Consider the following 26,379-nt stretch of genomic DNA (forward strand, 5'->3'; position numbering starts at 1 on the left):
CGAATGTGAGAAGGGAAGGTCAACGGCGGTAGCCGGTGGCCTGGGTGGTTTCGCCGGCGACTCGCACGCCGTAGCGGTAGGCGAGTTTGCCGCCGAGATATCCGGATATGCCCAGCACGAGCAGGGAGGCGATCGACAAGACCAGGGGCCCGACGGGTGTCGCGCGATCGGTGCCGGCCGCGGTTCGCCACCAGAAGTTCAGTGCATAGGCGATGGTGATGACCAGATTCAGGCTCATATGCGTCAGTCCGGTGCGGAATACGGGCGTGCCGGACGGGATGGCGAACAGGTCCAGAAAGCCGACCGCGGCCGCGGCCAGTGCTCCGAGCACGCCGATCGCCACCAGCCACTCGGCCCCGCGGGCGAGGAACTGTGGGTCGTCGACGATGTGGGATCCGATGTCGAAGACGAGGCTCGCGACCCACGCCCCGATCGGCACCGTCACCAGGATCGGGTGGAACGGATGTCCGTACGGCCCGGCCAGTGCGGCACTGACGGGTTGTTTGGCCTGCTCCAAATCAGTGGCCACGACATCGTCCGCCATGACTCCACCCTCCGTCGGTCGAGGTTCAGTTTCGCCAATAAGTATTGGCGAAACTGTATCTGTGGTCAATACAACGCCCGTGAATCGGTCTGATCGATCTTTCGACCCATGGGATTAGGCGTTATTGTGGTCGGATGACCAGCGATTCGGCGATCGGTGCGGTCGCGGTGCTCGACGACGAACTGCGGCGCGGCATGTACAGATTCATTCGCGCCGCCCGGCGGCCGGTGACTCGTGACGAAGCGGCCGAACAGGTCGGCATCTCCCGGAAACTGGCCGCCTTCCATCTGGACAAACTCGTCGCCGCCGGACTCCTCCAGGCACGCTACGAACAGACCAGCGGCCTGCGCCGCGTCGGCCGCACCCCCAAGGTGTACGAGCCCACCGACGCCGAGGTGCGAGTGAACATCCCCGACCGCCGCCACGAAGTGCTGGCCGAAATCCTGATGGATGCGGTGCTGGCCGAGAGCGTCGGCGAAACGGCCCGCGACGCCGCCGAACGAGTCGCGGCCGAACGCGGAAACACCCTGGGCCACAACGCCCGCGAGCGTTTACGCCCCGGCCGCCTCGGCGTCGAGCGCGCCCTCACGGTGGTGCAGGGCATCCTGTCCGAGCAGGGCTTCGAACCCAGCCGCGACCCGATGAACTGCCTACGCCTGCGCAACTGCCCCTTCCACCCCCTCTCCACCCAAGCCCCCGGCCTGGTCTGCGGCCTCAACCACGCCTATCTAGGCGGAGTGCTGTCGGGCCTGAAAGCCGAGACGCTGGAAGCGGTGCTGGCGCCGACCGCCGGCGAATGCTGCGTGGAACTCCGCCCTGCACAGTAGGGGGTGGGCGGCGGCGGGATCAGGTGAATATTTCGTCCAGTGTGGTCGCGGTGAGGATGCGTGCTGTCCAGGTGCGTACTTGCTCGGGGGTGCCCGCGTAGACGGTCTCGATGATGTGGGTCGGCAGTGGGTTGAATCTCACGGTGAGCAGTTCGATCAGCGCTTCGGCGCGTCCGCGTGCTTCTCCTTCGGCGCGCCCGCGAGCTTCTCCTTCGGCGCGGAGCCGTTCGGCAGTGGTCACGATTGCCTCCTTGGCTGGCGGTCCGAGCTGATCGACCAACGGGAGCAGATCAACTTCCGAGATGTCGCTGACGGTCATCACGTAGGCGATGACGGCCTGGAACTGTGCCTTCCCCTCGGGGCCGAACAGAGCAGCCCGGACATGGAGCGTTCCGTGAGGCCGGCTCAGGTGAAGATTTCGTCCAGTGTGGTCGCGGTGAGGACGCGCGCTGTCCAGGTGCGTACTTGCTCGGGAGTGCCCGCGTGGACGGTCTTGGTGACGTCCGCGGGTAGGGGGGCGAATTTGAGGGTGAGCAACTCGATCAGTGCTTCGGCGCGCCCGCGCGCTTCCCCGCGTGCTTCGCCTTCGGCGCGGAGCCGTTCGGCAGTGGTCACGATTGCCTCCTTGGCTGGCGGTCCGAGCTGATCGACCAACGGGAGCAGATCAACTTCCGAGATGTCGCTGACGGTCATCACGTAGGCGATGACGGCCTGGAACTGTGCCTTCCCCTCGGGGCCGAACAGCAGTGCCCGCAGGTCGTCGATCAGTGAAATTATATCGGTGCCGAGGTCGATGTTGTTCGGTGCCATTTTGTGCAGGGCCAGCATCACTCGGGTGGCGGGTGTGAGATCCCGTCGGAGAAGGGCGGGCAGGTCCAGTGCTGCCACGTCGTCGAGCAGGAACCGAAGCCGGGGCAGATGAGGCTGTAGTGCTTCTCGGGCGGATGGGTCGAGGTCGATGAGATCGGCCACTTCGGTCGGGGCCTTCCAGGGTCGGCCGGTGTGATTACTGTGGACGACCAGCGGGATCACTGCGGGCAGGGTGCGCGCCTCCGGATGCTGGCTACGGTGCTGATTCCAAATACCGACCAGGTATTCCACGATGCGCAGGGCCATGAAATGGTCGCTGCGGCTTTGGTGTTCGATCAGCAAGTAGATGTAGGCGGTATGGCCGTCGAGGCGAGTGCGGTAGAGCAGGTCGCTGTAGCGGGAGCGCAGATCTGCGGAGACGAAGCTGCCGGACTGCAAACGTAATGTGTCCCAGTCGATCCGGTCGGTGACGGCCGGCGGGAGCGCCGCGCGGAGTTCACACGCGGCATCGGCTGGGCGGCTCAATACGCGCCGGAAGTAGGCGTCGTGCGGATTCGACGGGTTGGCGGGCATGGACGCGAAGCTACCCCGAGGCTATGACAGCCGGAGGTGCTTCGGATATAGACCATGCGCCCGATCGGCTTGACATGCGTCCGGGCGAAACACGTTGTAGAAGAACAAGTTTCAGTGTCGAAACCGCGGAGGACGTTTTCGGGGAGTGAGTCGGCCGCTGGGGTAGGCGCCGGACGAAAGCCTTCAGCGCCAGTTGGGTTCGCGCTGAAATGGATCAGCGACCCCGTCGGAACGGGGTCGCTGTATGCATGACGACGCTTACGCTTGATCGAATGCGCCACCCTTCGCGCCGCCGACGAAGGCATTCCATTCGCCGGGGGTGAAGATCAATGCCGGGCCGGAGGGGTTCTTGCTGTCGCGGACGCCGACCATGCCGTGGTCGAGGAAGGCGACCTCGACGCACTCCGAATTACCGGAACTGTGCGTGCTCTTGAACCACTGTGCCTCCGCCAGACGGTCATTGCTCACTTGGTTGCGTCCTTCCGTGCTGCTCGCCGTAGCAGCGTCCTGCTGGCCACGGCATCCAGCGCTGTGTGCTGGATGGTCGCGGATGCCCTGCGATACCGCTGGACGTCCACGTCTTCCTCAAGGTACATGTCACCGGTGTAGTTCTCGACGTACACGACTGTCGGTTCGGCTACGCCGTGGGAGTTGGCTTCGAAGTCGAGAATGGCGAACGGCCCTACCGGTGTGCCGAGCGGAAAGCCGGCCGCGTAAGGCATAACACGGACGGTGACGTTCGGTTTGGTGCTGATATCGGCTAGGTGCCTCAGCTGGCTTGCTGTGACGGAATGATTCCCCACAACCGTGTGAAGAACAGACTCGTGAAGCACGAGATCAACGACGACTGGAGCCTTCTTGCGAGTAAGTATGTTCTGGCGCTGCAACTTCAGTTGGATACGGCGCGCGTGTTCCTCCTCGGACTCCTTCGGGAAGTAGATGCGGTTGAGTGCGCCGGCGTAGTCGGCCGTCTGAAACAAGCCGGGGACGATGTCCGGTCGCCAGATTTCCATGGAGTGCGCGTCTGTCTCCAACCGCATGTACACGTCGAAGTTCGCTCGAATGAGATCGTTGAACGAGTTGTACCAGGTCTTTTCGGCTACCTGACGCGCCAGTTCGATCATGGCGCCGACCTGGTTCTCGGGAATCTCGAGAATCTTGCCGAGTTCGACGAGATCGCGGTCGAGAACCTTGCCCGGTTCGCCCCGTTCGAGCCGTGCGTACTTGCTGTGACTCCACTGCATGGCTTTCGCCACAGCTTCTTGCGTCAGTGAGGTGTTCTCTTCGCGCTGGCGGCGAACGAAGCGCCCCAGCTGTCGTCGCGGCAATGATGCGCGTTCGTCGGCCACACAGCCCCCTTGGCAGTACCAGAAATTGGCAGAAGTCGACTGCCAGCATGACAGCAGTGCTGGGATTTCACCCAGCTTTTTGGCAGATGCCGTTCTGACAGTGCCATTTCGCCCTGGTGGTGATGCACTGGTACCGAGGGGAGGCAGCCGCGATGCCCGCCACCGGAGGCGTGGTCCTGCTGTGGGGAGCGGTTGTCCGACGGGTGAAAGCCACTGGAGTACAACACGTTACGACGCGATCGAGGTCGGTCGTGTGCTGCCGATCGAATCGAGGGAGCGATGGATCGAGTACTTGGAGATGTGTTTGCGGGCGGCGGGGGCGCCCCGGAGGCTTGGGCGATGATCTACCGGCGCGCGTTCGGGTTGGATGCCGAGGTGCATCCGGGGTCGGGGCGGCTGGTCGTCCGGGCGGGAAAGACGTTGGCCGCCTTGACGATGCCGAGTGCGCTCGGGGCGCGGGTGCGGGGGCGGCTGGTCGACAAATCCGGGTCGGCGGGGCCGATCATCGCTCATCCGCGTTCGATGCGGTGGACCTTTCTCACGCTTCCCGCCGATGCCGATCTGACAGATCCGTTGCTGCACGCCGAGATGTTTCGGCATTACGTCGACATCGCCGGTGTCAATGCCGAGATCGCGCTTCCCTCTCCGGGATTTCTGCAGTCGGATGTGTATCGGTTGTGGACCGATGCGCCCGTCGGTGATTACCGCCCGCTGGCGGGTGATGTGCTGACTGCGGTTCGAGAATGCGTTGCGGCACAGAGGGTCCGGTGACATGAACCTGATACTCGTGGTCGGGTTGTGCTTCGGCACCATCTGCCTGGTGCGCGCTGCGGTCGGCGCGAGGCTCCCGGAATCGTGCCCGCGTCGGATGCCGTTGCCGGCCAGGCAATCCGACACCATTCCGCTGCCGGTGGATGTTCAGCACATCAGGGAGCGCCTGGAGCTGGAAGAACTCGGGTTGCGGTGGTGCCGGGATCGGTGCGGTGCCGGATGACGACCCGCATCACCGAAGTGCGCGGGCTGCGCGCGACGTGGCGGCACGGACGCGATGGCATCGAAATTATCGACGTACGTGGCGCATTCGGCGATACCGAGGATTCTTTCCCGCCTGGCACCGATCTCGCCGCCGCGCGGGAGCTGCGTCCGGATCTGGGGGACCTGTGGGATGTGGTTCGCCGCGAATTCTGGGATCACTACCTCGCCGCCCGCGTGGTGCGCGACGAGCCCGGACGGAGTCGATGATGACGGAGCGCGGCAATCGAGAGTTGTTCTCGCACTGGGCAATCGTCACCACCGGCGCCTCCTGCGATACCCATGCGGGGGCGTGCCCGAGCGGCGTGTGGGGGCCCTATCCGCTGCGCGAAGCGGAGTACGTGGTCACGACCATCGCCCCGAGTCACAACCCGCACGTCGTCCCGTTCTGGACGCGAGGAGTGGGACCCGGGGAGCACGGACGTACCGCTACGGATTCGGACACCGCCACAACCGCCGGCGAGGGCGCGAAGGTCATTCCGCTGCAATCCGATTCGCGAAAGCGGCGATGAACCCGCCTGTTCTCAGGCAGCCAGATTCGCCAACTGCGGGAGTCGCGACACCAGCGCGTCGAGCTCCTCGCGCCAGCGGCGATGCACGTTGAGGCGCTCGGGAGCTCCGGTGTGCGGCATCCGGTAGTACACCTTCGACCAGAGCGGGTTGATCTTCATTTCCGTGAACATGGCCGTGCTGAAATGCTCGGCGCAGACCAGGCTCGCGGGCCGGCCCGTCCACTTGTTCGCCTCGACGATGACGACCGATGTATTGGTCAGCACCACGAAGTAGTACTTGCGCACGAACAGCATCGCGAACCGCACGTAGGGCAGATCGTCCACCCACGGGCTCGGGCCGGTGATCGCCTGGAAGGCCAGCTGCATCTGCTCACCCGGAGGGGCGAATTCGGCCAGCTTCTCGGCCAGCTGCTTCTGAATCGTCGATTTACGGAATGCCATGCGGCCCACCCCCGTTGAAGAACTCCACCCGCACCGTGCCGGTGGAACGCAACGACCTTAGCGGCATTCCCGCGCGCCTGCCACCCCGGATTCCGGCCCGGCGCGACATGCCGCGATCCGGCAGCTACCCGACACTCGCCGTGGCGCTGGCCGATGCGTCCAGGGCGGCGAGTTCCCCGGTCAGTTTGGCGCGGATCGCGGTGATCGCGTCCCGGCCGATCGGCAATCGCAGTGGAGGCGTGGGGGATTCGACCGCCGCGATGATCTGGCGCGCGGCGTCGTCCGGATCGCCGTAGACACTGGGATCCAGGGTGGACAAACGGTCGTAGGTCGCTCGGACGCTGTCGTCGTAGTCCGGTTGGGTGACGGGTGTAATCCCCAGCGACGCGACGAAACCGGTGCCGAACATGCCGGGCTCGATGATGGTCACACCGATACCGAGATGGGCGACCTCCCGGAGCAGTCCTTCGTTCATACCTTCGACCGCGAATTTCGTTGCGGCATACAGGCCCAGCCCCGGCGACGGCGCGGCGACACCGGCCACCGACGACATCTGCACGAGGTGGCCGCTGCGTTGCTCGCGCAAGACCGGCAGCGCGGCGCGCACGACGTTGAGCGATCCGAAGACGTTGGTCTCGAATACGGCCCGCACTTCACTGTCCGGAATCTCCTCCAGCGCACCGAAAACCCCGTAACCGGCGTTGTTCACCACGACATCGATCCGTCCGAAGGCCCGCGTCGCCCGCGCGATCGCCTCCCGGGACTGCTCGGCGTCGGTGACGTCCAGCGGGGCGACCAGGATTCGTTCGGGATGCTCGGCCGCCAGCTCCCGCAGAGCCTGTGCGCGCTCGGGATCGCGGGCCGTCGCGGCGACCCGGCCGCCGGCGGACGAGACCGCGCGAGTCAGTGCGAATCCGAATCCGGAGGAGGCGCCCGTGATTACCCACACCTTGTCTGTCGCCATCGTATGCCTCTCATCTGCGACTAATTAGGATACTGCTCGTATCGTATCCAAAACGGTAGACTTACGCCATGGTCGAGATGACACAGTCGCGCGGTCCGGGGCGGCCGCGCAGTGAGCGTTCGAGGCGCGCGGTGCTCGCTGCGGCCCGCGACCTGCTGACCGACCGCGGACTGCCGGGGCTGAGTATGGACGAGATCGCCACTCATGCGGGCGTCAGCAAGAACACCATCTACCGCTGGTGGCCCACCAAGGCGGCCGTTCTGATGGATGCGTTCACCGACGCTTTCGCGGACCGGATGAGCGTCCCCGCGGAAGGCGATGCCCTGACCCGGCTGCGCACCACGGTCCGCCGGGTGGCGACGCTGATGAGCGATACCGACGCCCGGCGCCCCTTCGTGGCCCTGGTCGCCGCGGCGCAACACGACCCGGAATTGGCTGCGGCGCTGCGGGATCGGTTCATCGCAGGGCGGCGGGCCGAGGTGGGCGAACTCCTCGCCGACGCCCGATCCGCCGGCCGCCTTCCCGCCGGCCTCGACCCGGACACCGCCATCGATCTGATCTACGGCGCCCTCTACTACCGGTTACTGGTCAGCGGAGAGACCATCGATTCCGGCTACGCGGACCGAATCCTCACTGCGATGGGCCTGCTGCCGGACTGAACGACCATGGAGGAGGCCGACGTTGGCGTCCGATTGGCGCCAGCACCCATCGGGAGCGGTTCCTAGCGTCGTGGGCATGAACAACGACCTGCTGATCGATACCCGTGACCCGGTGCTGCGCACGACCGTCGTCGGACTCATGGCGGTGGGGGCGGGACTCGGCACCGCCACCATGTACGTGCTGCAGCCGGGTATCGCGGCGGTGGCGGGCTCGCTGCACGCATCGGTCGCGGAAATGGGGATCGCGCTGGCGTGCGGGCCGGTCGGCTATCTGCTCGGGCTCGCACTCCTGGTTCCGCTGGTGGACCGACACCCACCCCGGACGGTGGTTTCACTGCAGTTCGCCGCGCTGGCCGCGGCATCGGCGACCGGCGCCGCGGTGGGGGCGGTGTGGATGCTCGGCCCGGTGATCGGGCTGATCGGTGCGGCATCCTCGGTGGGCGCCCAGATGAGCTCCGTGGCAGGACGTTTCGCGGAACCGAGCCGGCGCGCGACGGTGCTGGGGACGGTAACGGCCGGGATATCGGCCGGAATACTGGCCGGACGAATCGTCGGCGGTTGGCTCACCGACCTCATCGGCTGGCGGGGCATGCTGCTCGTCTTCGCGGCGGCCTGTGTGGCACTCGCGGTGGCCACCCGATTCGTGCTGCCGGCCGCGACCCCCACGGTGGCCTCCGGCTACCTGACGATGCTGCGCGGGCTGCCGGGACTGTTCACCCGATATCCGTTGCTGCGCTCGGCGGCCGGACGCGGCGCGTTGTGGTTCTTCGCTTTCTGTACGGTGTGGGCCGGGCTCGCGGCGGCCTTGTCGCAGCCGCCGTTCTCCTATCCGTCCGAGCGAATCGGCTTGTACGCGTTCGCCGGACTGGCCGGCGTCGCCGCGACCCGCATCGCGGGGGCGTGGACGGATCGGGCCGGGGCGCGTCGCGTGATCCTGGTGGGACTCGTCGTCGCCGGCACCGCCGCCGTGACACTTGCTGTGGCCGTGTCGAATACGGTGATCGCCCTCGTCTGCCTCGGTCTGTTCGACGCGGGCCTGTTCGCGGCGCAGGTCGCCAATCAGAGCACGGTGCTGGCCATCGACCCGGGCTCACCAGCCCGGTTCAACAGCGCCTACATGGTCGTGTACTTCGTCGGGGGCAGCGCCGGCACCGCCTTCGGCGCGGCCGCGGTGAGCTCGTTCGGCTGGGCCACCACCGCGGTGATCGCGGCCCTCGCGATCGTGGTGGCGGGAGTGATGACCGCCGGCGGATCACTCGATCATTCCTCGTAACCTGTTGTGGGCCAAGCTGATCGGTTGCGTGGTTGCGGGTCGTTCTGGGGGTGGCGTTCCGCGTCCGGTCGCGGCGGACGGGTGGGCCAGCTCGGCCGGGGCTCGTCGTGGGGGCGGCCGGACGGGACGCGCCGGTGGCCGCCGGTCGGCTCTCCGGTTCGGCCGTCGATGCGGCGGTGGCTGCCGGTGTCGGCCCGGCGATCGTCGATGCGCCGGTGACTGCCCGTATCGGTCCGGCGATCGTCGATGCGCCGGTGGCCGCCGGTGTCGGCGCGGCGGTCGTCGACGCGGCGTTGGCCTCCGGTCGCATCGGGCGAAGGGGCAGTGCGTCGACGGGTAGGTGGCCCGCCCGGACCTCCTTCGACGCGGCGATGACTGCCCGTATCGGTTCCACCGCGGTGGTCGCTGTGGTCGTGACCGGCCCTGTTCTCCCGGCCCTCCGCGCGCCGGCGGCTTCCCGCGGTCTCGCCGCGCGCGGCGACTCGGCGATGACTGCCGGTGGTTTCGGCGGCGCTCTCCGCCCGGCGGCGGCCCGCGGGCACGGGGGCTCGGCGGGGTGCGGGTTCGGGCTCGTAGTCGTCGAAGTCGGCGCGCCGGCCGAACGGGCGGGCCAGCATGACCGCGATGGCGGTGGTCAAGGGAACCGACAGCGCCAGGCAGATGCCACCGACCGCGGAACGGGTGATCTCGATGGCCACCGCGTCACCGGTCAGCACGTCGCGAATGGAGCGACCGGCGACGGAGAACATCAGCAGGAGCGGCAGCGCGCCGCCGGCGTAGGCGAGGACCAGCGTGTAGACCGTACTGGCGATGTGGTCGCGGCCGACGCGCATGGCGGCCGCGAAAATCTCACGCCGCGTCGCCTCTTCGTCGAGTGCGGCGAGTTCGAACGCGGCCGAGGCCTGGGTGATGGTGACGTCGTTGAGCACACCGAGCGAGCCGATGATGAAGCCCGCGAGCAAGAGGCCGGTAATGCTGACGTGCTGGATATAGGTGGCGACGTTGGTGTTCTGCTCCTCCGACAGACCGGTCAGATGAGTCACCTCCAGCGCGACCCAGGACAGCACCGCCGCCAGCACCATCGCGCTGAGCGTGCCCAGCAACGCCGAACTGGTCCGCAGATTGACGCCGTGCGCCAGATACAGGACCGCGTAGAGAATCAGCGCCCCTGATACGAGGGCGACCGGCAGCGCCGGCTTCCCGTCGAGCAGGGCGGGCAGCAGGAATACGACCAGCACCCCGAATGCGAACACCAGGCCGAGCACCGCGCGCAAGCCGCGCCACCGCGCCACCACCACGATCACCGCCACGAAGACGAGCGTGATCAGCAACAGCGGCATTCCGCGCGAAAAGTCGTCGAAGGAATAGATGGTGGTGCCGCTCGGATCGTCCTGCCGAACCAGCCGGATGTGGTCTCCCGCATGCAAATCCGGTTGCCCCGGTCCGGGCGCGATTTCGAGCAGCGTCCGGCTGCCTTTGTTCGGTCCCGAATCGATCGAGACCAGACTGCGCTGGCAGGTATAGGAATTCGTCGGCGGCGGTTGCGGAGTATCGGGAAAGGCGCGCCCGTTCGACGGACTACCGCACGGCCCCATATCCTGCATCGCCACGGTGCCGGCCTCGGTTTGCACCGCCCCGCCGCCGCCGTTCTGCATCGGCAACGGAATATCCACATGCTGCCGACTGGGCCACAACCAGATCATGGCGATCACGACGATCACCCCGATCGCGGTGAGCACCCCCACCACCACCCGAGCCGCCGTAGCCCCGATAGCAATAGGCCCGGAATGGTCATGATGGTGATGATGATGCTCGCTCACCGCAGCGAGCCTAAAGGAAAGTATTTTCAACAGCAGCCTGTACCACGTCTCTGCGTGCTTTGGCCGTATTCAAACCGCACACCTGATCACGCAAGAACATGGGTAACTCACCGGGCACGGGCTAACAGAACCAAACTCGGCGGCCGTTACTCGCCAACGCAAAGAACCCCGCACCAGAATCTGGCCAAAATACCCGGAGAGGCGGGACAGCGGGGGAGTGCGGGCGGCGGAGAGCAGGGGGATGTCTCCGCCGCCCGAAAGGGATCCGACGGCCCAGGGGGGTAGGCGGTCGAATCCAGGGCCGAGCGGCCCAGGGGGGGTAGGCGGCTCGGCCGGGCACTGTGAGTGCCGAGGACTACTGTACACAAAAGTTCGAAGTTTGCGCCAGTGAAGTCTTCAAAAACCTACTTTTCCAAACTCCCGGTTTGTTTTGGCTCGTCCTCGCCCCGACTACTGGCGGTAGCTGGAGAGGAAGTTGCCGAAGCGCTCGATCGCCACGGCCAGATCGCGGGCCCACGGTAGCGTGACGATGCGCAGATGATCGTGCTGCGGCCAGTTGAAACCGGTGCCCTGCACCATCAGGATCTTCTCCTGGAGCAGCAGGTCGAGCACCAGTTTGCCGTCGTCGTGGATCTCGTGAACCTCGGGATCCAGCCGCGGGAACGCGTACAGCGCGCCCTTCGGCTTCACGCACGAGACGCCGGGGATCATATTGAGCTTCTCCCAGGCCACATCGCGCTGCTCGAGCAGCCGCCCGCCGGGCAGGATCAGATCCTCGATGCTCTGGTAGCCGCCCAGCGCCACCTGAATCGCGTGCTGAGCGGGCACGTTCGGGCACAACCGGGTGGAGGCCAGCAGGTCGATGCCCTCGAGGAATCCGGCCGCGTGCTCCTTCGGACCGGTGATGACCAGCCAGCCGGACCGGTATCCGGCCACGCGATAGGCCTTCGAGAGGCCGTTGAAGGTGAGACACAGCAGGTCGGGAGCCAGGCTCGCGAGCGAGATGTGCTTGGTGTCGTCGTAGAGGATCTTGTCGTAGATCTCGTCGGCGAGCAGCAGCAGCTGATGCTTGCGAGCGAGGTCGACCAGCTGCTGCAACACCTCCGACGAGTACACCGCTCCGGTCGGATTGTTCGGGTTGATCACCAGCAGGGCCTTGGTCTTGTCGGTGATCTTGGATTCGATATCGGCCACGTCCGGCTGCCAGCCGTTGGATTCGTCGCACAGGTAATGCACGGCGGTGCCGCCGGCCAGGCTGGTCATGGCGGTCCACAGCGGATAGTCCGGGGCGGGGATGAGAACCTCGTCGCCACTGTTCAGCAGGGCCTGCATCGTCATCGTGATCAGTTCGGAGACGCCGTTGCCCAGATAGACGTCGTCCACATCGAACTCGGGGAAGCCGGGGACCAGCTCGTACCGGGTCACGATCGCGCGGCGCGCGGGCAGGATGCCCTTGGATTCGGAGTAGCCCTGCGCGTACGGCAGCGCGGCGATCATGTCGCGCATGATCACATCGGGCGCGTCGAAACCGAACGGCGCCGGATTGCCGATGTTCAGCTTCAGGATGCGATGGCCCTCGGCCTCCAGTCGTGCCGCATGTGCGTGCACCGGCCCACGGATTTCGTAGAGAACGTTCTGGAGCTTCAGGGACTGCTCCAGAACCCGGGGCGGCTGATGCGGTGAATGACTGGTAGGGCTCACCTGTTCAATGGTGCCACCGCCCCGCAACTCCATATCCGAGGCATCGCCACCGCGCCACATCGGCGTTGTGCCGGTCACATCGGGCGCCGTGGGGCCGCCGCTCAGGTGGACGGATTGGCCGGCAGCATCCCCGTGGCGACCGTGGTGCCGCAGAACTCCTCGATCCGTTCGTCCAGGCGGCGCGCCTCGACCGCGTCGCGGAAACGCGGGGTCGCGATGCGGCGGCGCAATCCGGTGAGCCGTTCCTCGAGTTGCGCGATGCGGCGGTCCTCGGAGAGTTCGAGTACCGGACTCAGGGCGTCTCCGGCGCCGTCGAGACTGCCGTTGATCAACTGGGCCGCCGCGTTGTCGACCCGGGCCAGCGCCTCGGCACCGTAGGACCGCTGTTCGCGCGGGCCGCCGCTGTACAACTCGATGGTGCGGCGGGTTTCGGCCAGCGCCGGCTCGGCCTGGCCGAGGTGGATGTACGTGGCGCCCGCGTAGTAGTGGCTCTTGGCCTCCGGGAAACCGAAGACGCCGCCGGTTTCGTCATGCAGTTCGTCGGTGCCGGTGCCCGTGCGCGCGGCCTCGGCGGCGCGGATGCAGCGTTCGGCGTCGGCGGCGCTACCCAGTTTGGACCAGATCCGCGCCTCGATGTTGTGCAGCCGGACCTTCGCGGTCACCGAATCCGCGTACTGCTGACCGTTCTGCGCCAGCGCCACCGCCCGGCGCGGCCGTTCGGACCAGTATTCGATCAGCGCCTGCATGCCGCGCGTCCACGCGCGTAATCCGTTGTGGCCGCACAGTTCCGCGTACGCCCAGGCCGCGCGGGCCTGTTCCCCGGCGGCGTCGAGATGTCCGAGATCGGTACTGGCGTTGGCCAGCAGACCCGACAGCGTGCCGGCCAGCAGATACAAATGGCTTGTGTCCGCGGGCTTCTGGTGGCCCTCGAGCAACCGGTACACCCGCCGGCGCACCCGCAGCATCTCCACCATCATCGGAACCGGCGGCACGTGGACGTACTCCCTGGCGATGCGGGTGGCATCGGCGTCGAGTTGTTCCAGCGCGGAGGCGCCGACATTACTCGCCTCGGCGCGACCGGCGTGCTCGCTGGCTTCGTGGGCAGCCGCCATGATCAGATCCCTCTCCGAAATCTCGGCTAACGCATCACCTCTCATCGCACCGGCGTCTACGAGTGCCAAAAGTTCCGCGTCGCTCGAATACTTGCTGTGCGCCGAATGGCCCTGACGCACCTCGAATTCCGGTCCCGGCCGATCGATGACGGGCTGATCGATCATGGCCGCGAACCGTGCCCGCACGACTTCGTCGGACCTGGCGAGTGAAGTGTCCAGCGCGGCCTGGTTGACCGGGCGCGGATGCACCCGGGCACCGCCGGCCTCCCATTTCGACACCAGGCGTTCGTGAACTCCCAGATGGGCCGCGAACTCCCTGATGCTCATGCGTTTGGCATCGCGGAGGGCACGGGCTTCCTTACCTGACCATTGCCGGACCACGATGTCTTCCCTTCCGCGCGAACTCGTCTCCAGAGTACGAGCGGACGGTGACCACGGCCACATCCGAAATCGAGCTGGTACACGGGAATTGGCTGGTCCCGGCGGTTTGGGCAGTGAAAGGGCAGTGCAGAGCGCGTGTGGGGGCGTTTCGGGGACGTCGCAGTGGCGGGAGCCTTGAAGATATCGAGGGAGTCGCCGTGAAGGTCGGGAAACTGTGAACGTCGAGAAGCTCAGAACCGCCGACGACTGGGTGATGTTCTATCGGCATCACGCCGGTCTGACATGTATCCAGCGTGGTGGATTCGTCACGCTGCCGGTGACCGGCGCCGTGGGTGTCGTGCATCTGCCGGCCGACCGCGCCGAAGCGGTGTGCCGATCCCTGACCGAGCACGGCGGATGCGGGCCGGTACTGGCCCGGCGCGTGCGCTGGAGCTTCCTCGTGTTCCCCGACAGCCGGCCCGGCGGGCAGGTCGCCGACATTCTGCAGCGTCTCGATATCGGCATCCCGGCCGTCGGCGGCGAGATCATGATGCCCACCAGCCTGGGCCGATGGACCCGCGAGGGCTGCCACTGGATCGTGGCGCCGGGGTCCGGCCTGGAACTTCCACCCCTTTCGATAGTCGTCACGACGGCGCTGGCGGTGGGAAGAGGCGGCGAGGACTGAACCCGCAGACCGGTTCTCGCCGCTGCCGATCCGGGTCCGCCTCGTCAACTGTCGGGGGCGGACCCGGATTCGGAACACGGGTGCGAAAATCAGATCCGGAACGTACCTTCTTCAGATTTGGCACTTTTGTGACATGAAGACGTTTAAGATTGCCGGATGAAGCTCCAGCGCCTTACCGCGATATCCGCACTGGTCGTCGGCGCCGTCACCGCCGGAACCGTTGCCGCGCACGCCGAACCGGCCGCCGCGCCTCAACCGGCGGCGATCAAGTACTCCATGAAACTCGTCGACAAGACCGTGGTGACCACCCTGCAGGGCGGCACCTTCCGCATCGCCGCGGACGGCAAGTCCTACGCGATCACCGATCCCCACGGCGCCACCGTCGTCTCACTCCCGACCGAAGTGCGCGTCGCCGGGACCGAGGTGCCGGTGAAACCGGTGGTCCGCAACGACGGGACCGTCCTCGAGTTGACGCCGCAGCGCACCGTCACCGTCGACAAGCCGGTCACCGTCCAGCCGATCGCCTCGCCGATGGAAAACCACCGCGCGATGAACGATTTCGAAACCAACTTCGGCGTCGCAACCGCCGTCGGCACCTTCCTGGGTACCGCGGTCGGCGCCATCGTCGGCGGTGTCACCGGCTGCATTCTGGGCTTGCCGCTGCTGGGCGTCGGCTGCATTCCGGCCGCGGTCGCGGGGGCCGGCATCGGCGGTATCCTCGGCACGATCGCGATCGGCGGACCCGCGCTGGCAATCACCGGGTTCGACATGATCGGCACGCTGTCGGCCGCGCCGGGCACGACGAAATGGGCCGACGACAAGTAGGTCCGCTCCGGCGGATCGCGGACCGGCTGTGCCGCAACCCGATTCGCCACACCGTGCATTGTGAGAGCCCCCAGGACTGGGGGCTCCTTCCCCGGTGGGGTTGCGCGTAGCATCGACCCACCTGCGTGGCCGAAAGCGCTGAGCTCCAAGCGAAGTCACCGCAAACCCGCAGGTGTGACGGCGCTCGTCGAGGGGGCGGGCGCCGAGATTCGATGACGGAATGGAAGTATCGATGAATCTCCGCAGCCTCACCGCGGCCTCCGCGCTCACGATCGGCGCACTGACCGCCGGGCTGACCACCGCCCACGCCGCCCCGGCTCCCACGCCGGAGCAGACCGGGATCAGGTACTCGGTCAAACTCGTGGACAAGACGGTCGTCACGACCTTGCAAGGGGGGACCTTCCGGCTCGCGCAGGACGAAAAGTCGTACGCCATCACCGATTCCCACGGTGCCACCGTGGTCTCGCTGCCCACCGACGTGCGGGTCGACGACGTCGCCGTTCCGGTGAAGCCGGTGGTGAAGAACGACGGCACCGTCCTCGAACTGACGCCGCAGAAGACGATGACCACCGACCATCCGGTCGCCGTCCAGCCGATCGCGTCGCCGCTCGAGAACCAGCGCGCGATGAACGATTTCTCCAGCCAGTTCGGAATCGCCACGGCCGTGGGCGGGTTCGTCGGCACCGCGATCGGCGTCGTGGTCGGCGGCATCACCGGCTGCATCCTGGGCCTGCCGCTGCTCGGCGTCGGTTGCATCCCCGCCGCGGTCGCCGGAGCCGGGGTCGGCGGCATCCTCGGCACCATCGCCGTCGGTGGCCCCGCCCTCGGGATCGCGGGATTCGACCTGATCAACACCCTGCAGGCCGCCCCCGGAACCACCAAGTGGGCCAAGGACTCCGCAGGCAACTAGGGAGTTACGCCATCGAAGGCCGGTCGCTCGAGCAGCGGCCGGCCTTCGGCGTGACAGGTGAACCCGCCGCAAACCGACGACGTCTCGAACCGATTGCCGGCGTCGGCAGGGAACAGGGAAACGACGTAGGGGCGCCGCCGATGTCGGCAGCGCCCCTACGTGGTGTGGCGAACTTACTTCTTGCGGCTGCCCGGGGCCTTCGCTCCGGACTTGAAGCCCAGGCCGCCCGGCTTGGCGGCCGGGGGCTGGACCTCACCGTTGCCGCCGCCGGCGGACTCGGTGGCGGCCGCCGGGGTCGACTTCGGTGCCTCCGATGCGGAAGCCGACTCGGTTGCCGGAACCTCGGGCTCGACTGCTTCGCTACCGGCCTCGTCGGCCGGGGCCGCACCGTTACCCGATTCCGTTGCCGCCGGGGCGGATTCGGCCGCGGGCTTCGCCGCACCCGGGGCCTTGGGGCCGGGGCGCTTGAAGCCGGACTTCATCGCCAGACCCTTCGGCGCCACCGTCGGTTTGGTCTCCGTGGGGCCGGTGGATGTGGCGGTTTCCGCAGGAGCCTCCGCAGGCGTGGCCTCGGCGGCGGGCGCCTCGGCGACCTCCGCCGAGGCTTCGCTCGCGGGCTTGGCGCCCGGAGCCTTGGCCTTGCCCTTCATGGCGAGACCCTTGCCGCCCGGTGCCTTGGCGGCGCCCTTCATGGCCAGGCCGCCCGGCTTGGCGGTCGGCGCGGCCGGCGCCTCGGTGCTCTCGGCTGCCGGAGCTTCGGCCGCGGGGGTGTCGGCGGGATTCGGAGTCGCCTTGGCGCCCGGTGCTTTCGCCGCGCCCTTCATGGCCAGTCCCTTGCCGCCGGGTGCCTTGGCGGCGCCCTTCATGGCCAGGCCGCCCGGCTTGGCGGCCGGAGCCTCCGCGGGGGCTTCCGCGCTCGCCTCGGCGACCTGCGGCTCCGGAGTCGCCTTGGCACCCGGTGCTTTCGCGGCACCCTTCATGGCCAGGCCCTTGCCGCCGGGTGCCTTACCGCCACCCTTCATGGCCAGACCGCCACCGCCGGGCGCCTTACCGCCGCCCTTCATCGCCAGACCCTTACCGGCGGCCGGTGCGGCCTCCTCGGCGGGGGCCTCGGCCTCGGGCTCGGCCGTCGGTGCTGCTGCCGCTTCGGCGGCCGGTGCCGCGGTCTCGGCGACCGGTTCGGAAGCCTTGGGCTGCTGGATCACCTTCAGGTTCTCCGACAGTGCCGCCGGCTCGACCCGGTCGATCGACTGCAGCATCAACTGCGCGACGTCCACGACCTCGACGCCCTGGCCGACCTCGCCGGAATCCTTGCGCGCGGTCACACCGTCGGTGAGCATCACACGGCAGAAGGGGCAGCCGGTGGCGATCAGCGACGGCGAGTTGCCGCCGTCCAGGGTGGCCAGTGCCTCGTCGGTCCGGTCGAGGTTGACTCGCTTACCGAGCTGTTCCTCCATCCACATGCGGGCACCACCGGCGCCACAGCACATCGACCGCTCGCCGTGACGCGGCATCTCGGTGACCGTCGCGCCCGAGGCGGCCATCAGCTCACGGGGCGCGTTGTAGATCTTGTTGTGCCGGCCCAGGTAGCAGGGGTCGTGGTAGGTGACCTTCTCCGACACCGGCTTCACCTGAACGAGCTTGCGCTGCCGCACCAGCCGGTTGAGCAACTGGGTGTGGTGCACGACCTCGTAGGTGCCGCCCACCTGCGGGTACTCGTTGTTGAGCGCGTTGAAGCAGTGCGCACAGGTGACGACGATCTTCTTCTTCGACGGCTCCACGCCCTCGAAGACGGAATTCAGCGTTTCGATGTTCTGCATCGCCAACTGCTGGAACAGGAATTCGTTACCCGCGCGGCGAGCCGAGTCACCGGTGCAGGTTTCCTCCGCACCCAGCACCATGAATTTCACGCCGGCGGTGGCGAGCAGTTCCGCGACGGCCTTGGTGGTCTTCTTGGCGCGGTCCTCGTAGGCACCGGCACAGCCGACCCAGAACAGATATTCGTACCCGTCGAAACTCTCGGCGTCCTGACCGAATACCGGAATATCGAAGTCCAGCTCCGACATCCAGTTCAGGCGATCCTTGGCGTTCTGACCCCAGGGATTGCCCTTGTTCTCGAGGTTCTTGAACAGGCCGGCCAGCTCGGAGGGGAATTCCGATTCGATCAGAACCTGGTAGCGGCGCATATCGATGATGTGGTCGACGTGCTCGATATCCACCGGGCACTGCTCGACACAGGCGCCACAGGTGGTGCAGGACCACAGCACCTCGGGGTCGATGATGCCGTTGACATCCTCGCCGCCGACCAGCGGACGCTCGGCCTCGGCCTTGGCCGCCTCGGAGATCTTCGCCAGCGCGGCCTCGTTCGGCTTGCCCTCGGCGTCGACCAGGCCGACCTCGTCGCCACCCATATCCTTGCGGCCACCGGCGAGCAGGTACGGAGCCTTGGCGGCACCGTGGTCGCGCAGGGACATGATCAGCAGCTTCGGCGAGAGCGGCTTACCGGTGTTCCAGGCCGGGCACTGGCTCTGGCAGCGACCACATTCGGTGCAGGTGGTGAAGTCCAGCCAGCCCTTCCAGGAGAAGTCCTCGATCCGTCCGGCGCCCAGGGTGTCGGTATCGGGGTCGACGTTCTCCATATCCAGGGCGCGGCCCTTGGACATCATCGGCTTGGCCGCACCCAGGGCGACGCCACCGTCGTCCTCACGCTTGAAGTAGATGTTGAAGAAGGCCGACAGCCGGTGCCAGGCCACACCCCAGGTGATATTGCGGCCGACGAAGTACAGGAAGGCCATACCCGAGACCAGCTTGACGAAGGCGAAGATCGACACCATCGTCACGTTGGCAGGCAGCAGGGTCGAGATCGGTCCGGTCAGGAAGTCGGTCCAGTGGTACTCGCCCTCGAGTGCCAGCACACCGGCCTTCACCATGACCATGCCGAGGCCCTCCATGATCACGATGGCCTCGATGACGTAGGCCGGCGCGAACTTGGAGCCGCTGAACCGCGACAGGCGCTGCGGCACCCGCGGGTGATTGAGCTGGCGAATGATGATCAGCGCCACGATGCCCACGACGGTCGCGATGCCGAGAAGTTCGTCGCCCAGGTGGAACCACCAGGTATTGCCGATGAACGGCCAGGCGAAGGTCGGCTTGAACGTCTGACCGTAGGCCTCGAACCAGAACTGCATACCGGCGAGGAAGCCGATCATCACCAGCCAGTGCGCCCAGCCGACGGTCCGGAACTTGTTCATGCGCGTATGCGCGATGAACTCGACCAGCATCTGCTTGAAGCGCGGGAAGAACGGCCGCCAGCGATCTGGCGCGGGCTGACCGACCCGGATCGCGCTGATGATCTTCCACGCGCCGCTGACGAACGCGGCCCAAGCCACCAGGCTGAGCAGCGCTCCAATCGTGCCCAGCGTCACTGTCAGGGCATTCATGTCGCGACCTTCCTTCGGTTCCACGAGCATTCCGGCGACCGGGCTGGGGTCGCCGTCGGTTGCTCGTATCGTAACGGGCGGTAAGTTACCCGCCGGTAACTTATCTGTCCATCGTATGATGCGCGAGTGGTCTATCCCAGGTTGCGGGGTCCAACCGTACTCAGGGTGTGACCGTTCTCACGTGTTGGCCTGCGGTTTTGGCGTGGTCGCGGTCGTCTGACACGGTAAATCCCGGCAAATCCGGTGTTCGAGCCAGGTCAGGCTTACTCGCCGCAAGACGAACAGTTGGCGAATCGGTCCTTAATTGTTAGGGCACATAACAATTCTCGCTTTCGGTCGGTGTATTCGATTAAGCTCACTGCGTCCTGCTTGCTGTGTGCACCTTCACACTGCTCGGGGAGGTCCGTCAGGTTTGAAATCGGGATTGATGGCCTGATGGATGCGTGGGCTCTCGCGGAGAAGTTGCGTGCGGCAAACCCTGATGACGGATTGGAAACCGAATGAAGCTCCGCAGAGGTACTGCGGTCGCCGCTATGGTCATCGGCGCAATGACCGTGGCGTTGGGAACTGCCAACGCCGACCCTGCACCAGCCCCGGCTCCGGCCGCCGACGCGAAGCCGGGGATCGACTACTCCACCAAACTGGTCGACAAGACGGTCGTCACCAAGCTCAAGAACGGCACGTTCGAGCTTGTGGAGAAGCACGGCGCGACTCCCGATCAGAAGCAGCAGGTCGTCGACATCAAGGATCAGGCCGGCAATGTCGCCCTGGAGATGCCGATCGACTACCGGATCGCGGGCGTTCAGATTCCGATCAAGCCGGTGCTCAAGGACAACGGCACGGTGCTCGAGCTGACGCCGGACAAGCCGGGCAATGTCGACCTGACCAAGCCGGTTGCCGCCGCCCCCGTGGCCGCGGTCGCGGACACCAAGGCCGACCAGCAGACGCCGATCCAGGCCGATAAGCCGGTTCTGGTCGCCAAGGACGTCGCCTCGCCGATCGAGAACCAGCGCGCGATGAGTGACTTCGCCACCAAGTTCGGTCTCGCGACCGCGATCGGTGGCTTCGTCGGCACCGCCATCGGCGCCGTGATCGGCTGTGTCGTCACGATCGTCGCGGGCTGCATCCCGGGTCTGGTCACCGGCGCGGGCGTCGGCGGCATCGTCGGCACCGTCGCGGTGGGTGGCCCTGCTCTCGTCGCCGCGGGCGTCGAGCTGGTCAACACCATGCAGGCTGCCGACGGCAGCACCCAGTGGTCGGATGCGGCCATGGCGGCCGCCAGCGGTCAGCCGCAGCAGGCCAAGTAATTCTCGGCGCGGAGCCGGCGATAAGCCGGGTCCGGGACGTGTACGGCCCGTCTTCCTCACCGAAGACGGGCCGTTGTCGTTGCGGCGGTCAGGCCGCGCGCATCCGCAGCCGACCCGTGTAACTCACCTCGCCGAGCGGTTTCCCGAATTCGGCGAAAGACCGTTCGGCGATCTCGAAGCGTCCGTCCTCGCGGACCAGGAGCACTGTGCTGCAGCGAGTTCCGTGCCAGTCGTTGGCGACGAAGCGAGCCGATACCGAGCGTTCCTGCTCCGGCGACAATCCGGTGTGCGGTAGTTCGGCATCGGGTGCGATGGTGCGGTCGGCCAAGACGTCGAAGTAGTCCTCCACCGCCGGCGAACCGACCACCGCGGCCAGCGCGCGCACGCCGTCGCGCACCTTCGGCCACGCTGTGGCACCGGTGTCGGTGCGCACATCGCTCTCTCCCGCGATGCCCGTCGGCCGTTCGGAGCCGGGTGTGGCCGAGCCGAGCAGGGCGGCATTGGACAGCCCGTGCACTCCGGGCGGGAGGGCCAGCGGAGTGGCTGTGCTCCGATTGCTGTGCCACCACAGCGTCTCCAGATCGGAGACGACCAGGTTGTAACCGTTGTAGTCGTCCAGATCGGCCGCAGCGGTGCGAACGAACTTCTCCGGTGCCGCGGAGCCGGTCAGATAATCCATCAGCAGAGCGCCGCGCGAGCGGGCATCGGTGCGCTTCTCGGCCGGGCCACGCACATTGGTGACGGTCGCGAAACGACCGGCCTCGGGGACGATTCCCAGCCAGGTGCCCGGCACGCCGTTCGGGGCTCCGAGATCACGTCCGGCCAGCAGATTCGGCCGCTCCGGCCACCACCGCATCGATTCGGTTGGGCGCGTGTAGAACTCGTCCCGATTGGCCGCCACGATCAGCCGATACTCCGGATGCGCGCGCCACCCGATCAACACCAGACACATAACTCCAGCATGCACCAGCCGGAGTGAGCGCGACATCGCGGACGGCAGCCGGCGGGCGGGCCCTCGGGAGCTCCCGCGGAGACGACGAAGGCCCGGCATTTCTGCCGGGCCCTCGACGATGCTCGAAGCGCTCAGTTGGTGCGAACCCGCAGACCCGGGTTGTCGGAGAGCACCTGGTTCACCGGCTGCGCGAACAGCTGCGGCGCATCACCGGTCAGGGCGCCGATCAGGTTCGGGATCTCGCAGATCGGGTAGTCGGCCACCGAGGAGGCGCTGGAGATGCCCAGGGCCAGGGTGCCGGTGACGATCGGGCCGCCCGAATCACCCGGCAGCGCACAGATATTCGCCGAGAACGACTGGGTCAGATCGCGGTCACCGACCTGGACGGTCTGATCCACCGCGTTCACCACGCCACAGCTGAAACCGGTGCGCGAACCCGACTTGCAGACCGGGGCACCGACGACGGGGTCGGCCACACCGGTGATCGCGATCGGCGCGGCGCCCGGCACCCGAACGAGGTTGTTGGCGAAGCGATCCCGGCTGCCGGCATCGATCGAGACGATCGAGTAGTCCTGGTTGCCCAGGATCGACTTCTGGAACGAGCCCAGCTGGGCGCCGATGTGGTTGCCCGGCAGCAGTTCGAACATGCCCGGCGCGTTCGCGGTGCCGGCGGCCGGGATGTTCGGATCGCAGTGTCCCGCAGTGATGTTCACCGGGTTGCCGTTGCGGTCCTCACCGTTGAATCCGGTGGAGCAGACCAGCTGCATCTTGCCGGCCACCGACGCGTAGGAGTCGCCGCCCGCGCGGGGCGCGTTGGGCTGCTCACCGGCAATCGGCTTCACCTGCGGGTCCGACTCCGGCGGGCCGACCGGGGGAGCGGCCATCACGATCACGTGCGCCGGGTCGACGAAGCCCGGCATCGGCACGCCGGCCTTGTCCACGCGCACCGCGATGCTGTTGTTGACGGTGTCGATCACGACACCGCGCACGGCCTGAGCGACACCCTCGGGCTGGCCCGACAACCACTGCTGGAAGGCGTTCTTCTCGCTGCGCAGCACGGTCTGGCTCTTGGCCACGTCCCGCACGCCGAATCCGGCGTCCTGAGCGGCCTTCTTCGCGTCGTCGAGGCCCTGGCCCGGAGCCAGCGCCACCACGGGCTTACCGGCGTCGTCGAGCCACGCGCCCGCGAACGCCTGCGGGAACTGACGCTGCGCGGTCGCCGCGAATGCCGCCACGTGCTGCGCCACATCGGCGCGGTGCAGATACTCCTCCGGCGAGATCTTCAGGTCGCGCTGTACCGCCGCCGCCAGCTCGGCGGGCAGAGCGGGCGCCGGGGCGGGCGCGGGGTCCGCGGACGAGGTCGCCGCGAGCGGCCCGAGAACCAGAACCGCCGCCGAGGCGGCGACGGCCGCGCTGCGGAGGCGGGTGCGCGGGACGCGTCCCGCGGCGGACGAAAGTCGGATGCGTGGCAGGAGCATGAGGCGACTATATGGGGTTTGCGCGCCTATGCCTACTTGTCGCGGACTTTGGCCGAACTCACACCCGGCATACCGGAAATCGATACCCGCTGTTCACCGGGCCCGGATCGCGCCGAGGGGCACGTTCGGCGTGCGAACGTGCCCCTCGGCGCGAGGATAAGGATCGTCAGCCCGCGTTCGGGCGAGTACGCACGGTGATGCCGGCGCCCAGGCCGCCACCGGAATTGGCGTCGATATCGCTGAGGATCTGCCGGATCGGGATGCCCAATGTGGCGGTGCCGCCGTACTGCGCCAGATCCATGTTGGCGGCCTTGCAATCGGGTGCGTCGGCGGCGTTGGAACCGCTGGTGATGCCCAGTGCGAGCGTGCCCGAGACGATCGCGCCGCCGCTGTCGCCACCGAGGGTGCACGCCGAGCTGGCGAAGCCGCGCACCGTCTTGGATTCGCCCTCGGCGGTGAACAGTGCCGTCTCGACCCGGTCGGCGACCACGAATCCGCAGGTGAACGTGGACGATTGGCCCGACTTGCAAATCGGGGCGCCGGTGATCGGCTCGGCGATTCCGGTCAGCGTGACGGTGGTGCCGTTGGCGCCGCGCACCGAGGGCTGGTCCATCCCGGCGGTGATCGCGCGCTCGTTGAGCTTGATCACCGAGTAGTCCAGTCCGGTGCTGCCGCCCAGCTGCGCCTTCACGAAGGTGCCGAATTGCGGGCTGGCCTTCAGATTGCGCAGGTTCGGCAGGTAGACCCCGGCCTCGGAGTCGCCCTTGCCCACATTCGGATCGCAGTGTCCGGCACTGATATTCAGCGCGTTCCCGGCGGCGTCGATGCTGTTGAAGCCGAAGGAGCAGACGTCCACCGACTTCAGCGCGGAATCGTCGAGGGAGGTGGGCGCGCTGATGTAGGTGTCACCGGCCATCGGGCGGTGCTCGACCGGGCCGCCGCCGTCGGGCGAGAGCACGACCTTGACGTTGGCGATCAGCGTCGGAAGGTTCAGCAGGTGACCGGCGGGGGTGTTCGCGACGCTCAGCACCAGCTGGCTGTTCAGGAAATCGATGGCGACCGAATTGATTCCGGCCGACAGTTCCCGCGGCAGCCCGCCGATCCACTTGACCAGCTGGTCTAGTGAGCTCTCCAGATTGTCGGCCGAAATCGGTGCCAGGCGAGTCTGATATCCGGCGGAGTTGGCGATGCGCGCGGCGTCGAGCGAGGTCACCGCCACCACCGGCTTACCGTCGGCGCCGAGCCAGGCACCGGCGAAGGCCTGCGGGTGTGAGGACCGGAAGTCGCGGGCGTAGTCGCGCAGCTGCTGAGCGCGGACGGCGCGGTCCAGATACTCCGCCGGCGACATCTTCAGATCGCGGCCGATGGCCTGCACCAGTTCCGGCGGCAGCTGGTCGGCCGCCGACCGGTCGGGCGCCGGATCGGCGAGCGCGGGCGATGTGGCGATCCACGGGCCGAGTAGGAGGGTCGAAGCGAGGGCGACAGCAGCAGTTTTCACTGACGCGCGTGCCACCGAGGCGCGTCCGACCGTGGCGCGACGCGCCGCCAACTTGCGCATGGAGTCCCTTCGTCAGGCACATACGTGCCGGCCACCCGTGGGCGGTAAACCATTGGGTGGCAACGCCCTCGACCATCAAGCAGACCGTCCGCCCGGTGCACAGTCCGGTAGGACCGGTCAGCGCATCACTTTAGGGCACAACGGCGTGAGTTTCGCTACGAAATCATCACGGAGTTGGACTAGGAGAACCGCAGGGCCGGAGGCAGCGGCAATCCCGGCACCGGTTCCAGACCATTGGGCGTGGTCGTGGTGGTGCGCGGGGTGGTCGTGGGCCGTTGCCACGTGGTGGCCCCCGGCGTCGTGGTCGGCGTCGGAGTCACGGTCGGTGTGGGCGGCGGCGGAGGCGGAGTGGTTGTCGTCTCCGCCGGTGTTTCGGTGTACTCCTGCGGCGCGGGTTCCGGCGCGACGGGGGGCGGCGGGGGTGGAGCCACCGTTGTCGTCACCTGCAGCGTGGGGGCGTCCGCCCGGCCGGAAACGCCGGTCGTGGGGACCGGAGTGGTGGCGTCGTCGTGCAGCAGCAGGGCCGCCGCGATGCCACCGAGGACGAGACCGGCGGTGGCCGCGGCCGCGGCGATGAGCAGCGGGGTGCGTCGACTGCGCTTCGGTTCGGCCGGTGGCACTTCCGCCGGGGCGGCCACGGTGGCCGCGACGGTCATGGCGGCGGGTTCGGGCTCGGGGACGGGTTCGGCGGCGGGCATCGCCGCCGAATACGCCTGAACCGTACCGTCGGAGGCCTGCACCGCGGGCAGCACATCGGTGACCACCAGCGCGTTCTCGGTGCCGGCCGGATCGGGCGGAGTGGTTCCGGCCGGGGTGGCGAGCACGGCGGCCAGGGCCGCCCGCGCGGCGTCGCGCGCGGGTCCGCGGCTGTCGCCGGCCGCGGGCAGATCGGCCTCGCTGACCAGAACCACCGAACGCAAACCCAGGTAGTCGAGGGCCTCGCGCAAACCGCGCACATATTCGGCCGGCCAGTCACCGGGATGGGTGGCATAGAACTCGGCCGGGCCGTTCAGATGTTCGGCGGTCAGGTTGATCAGGCAGAACATCGCGGTCGCCACCAGATCCTCGGCGCGGTAGGCCTCCCCGTCGTCCACGGTGATACCGGCGGGATCGCCGACCGCGCGGACGAATCCGGTGATCGAGTGGGTATGTCCGGGCGGTGCCTCACCGCCGAGTGCGGTGTCGCCGTCGTCGGACATGTGCAGCACCGACTCGCGCGCGATGTACAGGGGTTCGGGCGTCTCGTC

General features: G+C 67.3%; 25 protein-coding genes and 1 pseudogene. 11 read left to right on the top strand and 15 right to left on the bottom strand.

The window, feature by feature from the left end; all coding sequences use genetic code 11:
• Positions 1-19: 19 nt before the first annotated feature.
• Positions 20-544, bottom strand: coding sequence for a DUF2231 domain-containing protein (locus IRT45_RS32665; protein ID WP_194809654.1), 525 nt, complete (start codon positions 542-544; stop codon positions 20-22).
• Positions 545-678: 134 nt separating this feature from the next.
• Here IRT45_RS32665 and IRT45_RS32670 point away from each other — a divergent pair, with 134 nt between their 5' ends.
• Positions 679-1,371 (top strand): metalloregulator ArsR/SmtB family transcription factor, encoded by a 693-nt coding sequence (locus IRT45_RS32670; protein WP_194809655.1) that lies wholly within the window; start codon positions 679-681, stop codon positions 1,369-1,371.
• Positions 1,372-1,390: 19 nt separating this feature from the next.
• On the opposite strand, the gene IRT45_RS32675 is transcribed toward IRT45_RS32670, so the two are convergent.
• The 4 genes from IRT45_RS32675 to IRT45_RS32690 form a co-directional block, all read right to left on the bottom strand.
• Positions 1,391-1,612, bottom strand: a complete 222-nt coding sequence (locus IRT45_RS32675) for a hypothetical protein (RefSeq protein WP_194809656.1) — start codon at positions 1,610-1,612, stop codon at positions 1,391-1,393.
• Positions 1,613-1,776: 164 nt separating this feature from the next.
• Entirely contained in the window at positions 1,777-2,754 is a 978-nt protein-coding gene (locus IRT45_RS32680) for an Rpn family recombination-promoting nuclease/putative transposase (RefSeq protein WP_194809657.1), read from the bottom strand.
• Between the two features lie 258 nt (positions 2,755-3,012).
• Positions 3,013-3,222 carry a DUF397 domain-containing protein gene (locus IRT45_RS32685; RefSeq protein WP_194809658.1) on the bottom strand — a complete coding sequence of 70 codons (210 nt, stop codon included), beginning with the start codon at positions 3,220-3,222 and terminating at the stop codon, positions 3,013-3,015.
• Complete coding sequence (locus IRT45_RS32690; RefSeq protein ID WP_194809659.1) at positions 3,219-4,103, bottom strand: helix-turn-helix transcriptional regulator; 885 nt, start codon at positions 4,101-4,103, stop codon at positions 3,219-3,221. The genes IRT45_RS32685 and IRT45_RS32690 overlap by 4 nt, the downstream gene beginning before the upstream one ends.
• Before the next feature lie 339 nt (positions 4,104-4,442).
• Between IRT45_RS32690 and IRT45_RS32695 the strand changes: the two genes are divergently transcribed.
• The 4 genes from IRT45_RS32695 to IRT45_RS32710 are packed head-to-tail and all read left to right on the top strand — an operon-like array spanning position 4,443 to position 5,647.
• Entirely contained in the window at positions 4,443-4,874 is a 432-nt protein-coding gene (locus IRT45_RS32695; protein ID WP_194809660.1) for a DNA-directed RNA polymerase subunit beta, read from the top strand.
• A gap of 1 nt (position 4,875) precedes the next feature.
• Positions 4,876-5,097, top strand: coding sequence for a hypothetical protein (locus tag IRT45_RS32700; RefSeq protein WP_194809661.1), 222 nt, complete (start codon positions 4,876-4,878; stop codon positions 5,095-5,097).
• Positions 5,094-5,345, top strand: coding sequence for a hypothetical protein (locus tag IRT45_RS32705; RefSeq protein ID WP_194809662.1), 252 nt, complete (start codon positions 5,094-5,096; stop codon positions 5,343-5,345). The genes IRT45_RS32700 and IRT45_RS32705 overlap by 4 nt, the downstream gene beginning before the upstream one ends.
• Positions 5,345-5,647, top strand: coding sequence for a hypothetical protein (locus IRT45_RS32710; protein ID WP_228535746.1), 303 nt, complete (start codon positions 5,345-5,347; stop codon positions 5,645-5,647). Before IRT45_RS32705 ends, IRT45_RS32710 begins: the two co-directional genes overlap by 1 nt.
• Before the next feature lie 12 nt (positions 5,648-5,659).
• Here the strand turns inward: IRT45_RS32710 and IRT45_RS32715 are convergent, their stop codons facing one another.
• Together IRT45_RS32715 and IRT45_RS32720 are read right to left on the bottom strand one after the other, a co-directional pair.
• Positions 5,660-6,088, bottom strand: coding sequence for a hypothetical protein (locus tag IRT45_RS32715; protein ID WP_063011014.1), 429 nt, complete (start codon positions 6,086-6,088; stop codon positions 5,660-5,662).
• A gap of 124 nt (positions 6,089-6,212) precedes the next feature.
• A complete protein-coding gene (locus IRT45_RS32720; RefSeq protein WP_194809664.1) occupies positions 6,213-7,052 on the bottom strand; it encodes an SDR family NAD(P)-dependent oxidoreductase in 840 nt (279 codons plus the stop codon).
• Positions 7,053-7,120: 68 nt separating this feature from the next.
• Between IRT45_RS32720 and IRT45_RS32725 the strand changes: the two genes are divergently transcribed.
• Positions 7,121-7,711, top strand: a complete 591-nt coding sequence (locus tag IRT45_RS32725) for a TetR/AcrR family transcriptional regulator (protein WP_194809665.1) — start codon at positions 7,121-7,123, stop codon at positions 7,709-7,711.
• 76 nt (positions 7,712-7,787) lie between these two features.
• Positions 7,788-8,984 carry an MFS transporter gene (locus tag IRT45_RS32730; RefSeq protein WP_228535748.1) on the top strand — a complete coding sequence of 399 codons (1,197 nt, stop codon included), beginning with the start codon at positions 7,788-7,790 and terminating at the stop codon, positions 8,982-8,984.
• Positions 8,985-9,580: 596 nt separating this feature from the next.
• Here IRT45_RS32730 and IRT45_RS32735 read toward each other — a convergent pair.
• The 3 genes and pseudogenes from IRT45_RS32735 to IRT45_RS32745 all read right to left on the bottom strand — a co-directional run.
• Positions 9,581-10,804: pseudogene (locus tag IRT45_RS32735) on the bottom strand (YibE/F family protein); the annotation flags it as partial.
• A gap of 450 nt (positions 10,805-11,254) precedes the next feature.
• Positions 11,255-12,538 (bottom strand): pyridoxal phosphate-dependent aminotransferase, encoded by a 1,284-nt coding sequence (locus IRT45_RS32740; protein ID WP_051043403.1) that lies wholly within the window; start codon positions 12,536-12,538, stop codon positions 11,255-11,257.
• Positions 12,539-12,606: 68 nt separating this feature from the next.
• Positions 12,607-13,944 (bottom strand): XRE family transcriptional regulator, encoded by a 1,338-nt coding sequence (locus tag IRT45_RS32745; RefSeq protein WP_194809666.1) that lies wholly within the window; start codon positions 13,942-13,944, stop codon positions 12,607-12,609.
• Between the two features lie 268 nt (positions 13,945-14,212).
• Between IRT45_RS32745 and IRT45_RS32750 the strand changes: the two genes are divergently transcribed.
• From IRT45_RS32750 to IRT45_RS32760, 3 genes are all read left to right on the top strand, one after another.
• Positions 14,213-14,662: a hypothetical protein gene (locus IRT45_RS32750; protein WP_194809667.1), complete on the top strand. Its 450-nt coding sequence runs from the start codon at positions 14,213-14,215 to the stop codon at positions 14,660-14,662.
• 156 nt (positions 14,663-14,818) lie between these two features.
• A complete protein-coding gene (locus IRT45_RS32755) occupies positions 14,819-15,487 on the top strand; it encodes a hypothetical protein (RefSeq protein WP_194809668.1) in 669 nt (222 codons plus the stop codon).
• 232 nt (positions 15,488-15,719) lie between these two features.
• Positions 15,720-16,397: a hypothetical protein gene (locus IRT45_RS32760; RefSeq protein WP_194809669.1), complete on the top strand. Its 678-nt coding sequence runs from the start codon at positions 15,720-15,722 to the stop codon at positions 16,395-16,397.
• 173 nt (positions 16,398-16,570) lie between these two features.
• Here IRT45_RS32760 and IRT45_RS32765 read toward each other — a convergent pair whose 3' ends face one another.
• Positions 16,571-19,837 (bottom strand): (Fe-S)-binding protein, encoded by a 3,267-nt coding sequence (locus IRT45_RS32765; RefSeq protein ID WP_194809670.1) that lies wholly within the window; start codon positions 19,835-19,837, stop codon positions 16,571-16,573.
• 548 nt (positions 19,838-20,385) lie between these two features.
• Here IRT45_RS32765 and IRT45_RS32770 point away from each other — a divergent pair.
• A complete protein-coding gene (locus IRT45_RS32770; protein ID WP_223273269.1) occupies positions 20,386-21,144 on the top strand; it encodes a hypothetical protein in 759 nt (252 codons plus the stop codon).
• Positions 21,145-21,232: 88 nt separating this feature from the next.
• On the opposite strand, the gene IRT45_RS32775 is transcribed toward IRT45_RS32770, so the two are convergent.
• The 4 genes from IRT45_RS32775 to IRT45_RS32790 form a co-directional block, all read right to left on the bottom strand.
• Positions 21,233-22,096, bottom strand: a complete 864-nt coding sequence (locus IRT45_RS32775; RefSeq protein ID WP_194809671.1) for an NRDE family protein — start codon at positions 22,094-22,096, stop codon at positions 21,233-21,235.
• A 131-nt stretch (positions 22,097-22,227) separates the two neighbouring features.
• On the bottom strand, positions 22,228-23,574 hold the full coding sequence (locus IRT45_RS32780) for a S1 family peptidase (RefSeq protein WP_194809672.1): 1,347 nt from the start codon (positions 23,572-23,574) through the stop codon (positions 22,228-22,230).
• A gap of 166 nt (positions 23,575-23,740) precedes the next feature.
• Positions 23,741-25,132, bottom strand: a complete 1,392-nt coding sequence (locus IRT45_RS32785; RefSeq protein WP_194809673.1) for a S1 family peptidase — start codon at positions 25,130-25,132, stop codon at positions 23,741-23,743.
• A 179-nt stretch (positions 25,133-25,311) separates the two neighbouring features.
• Positions 25,312-26,379: hypothetical protein (locus IRT45_RS32790; RefSeq protein WP_228535750.1), on the bottom strand; the 1,068-nt coding region annotated here is incomplete at its 5' end.

This window comes from Nocardia sp. BSTN01, from assembly GCF_015354405.1.
Lineage (GTDB): Bacteria > Actinomycetota > Actinomycetes > Mycobacteriales > Mycobacteriaceae > Nocardia.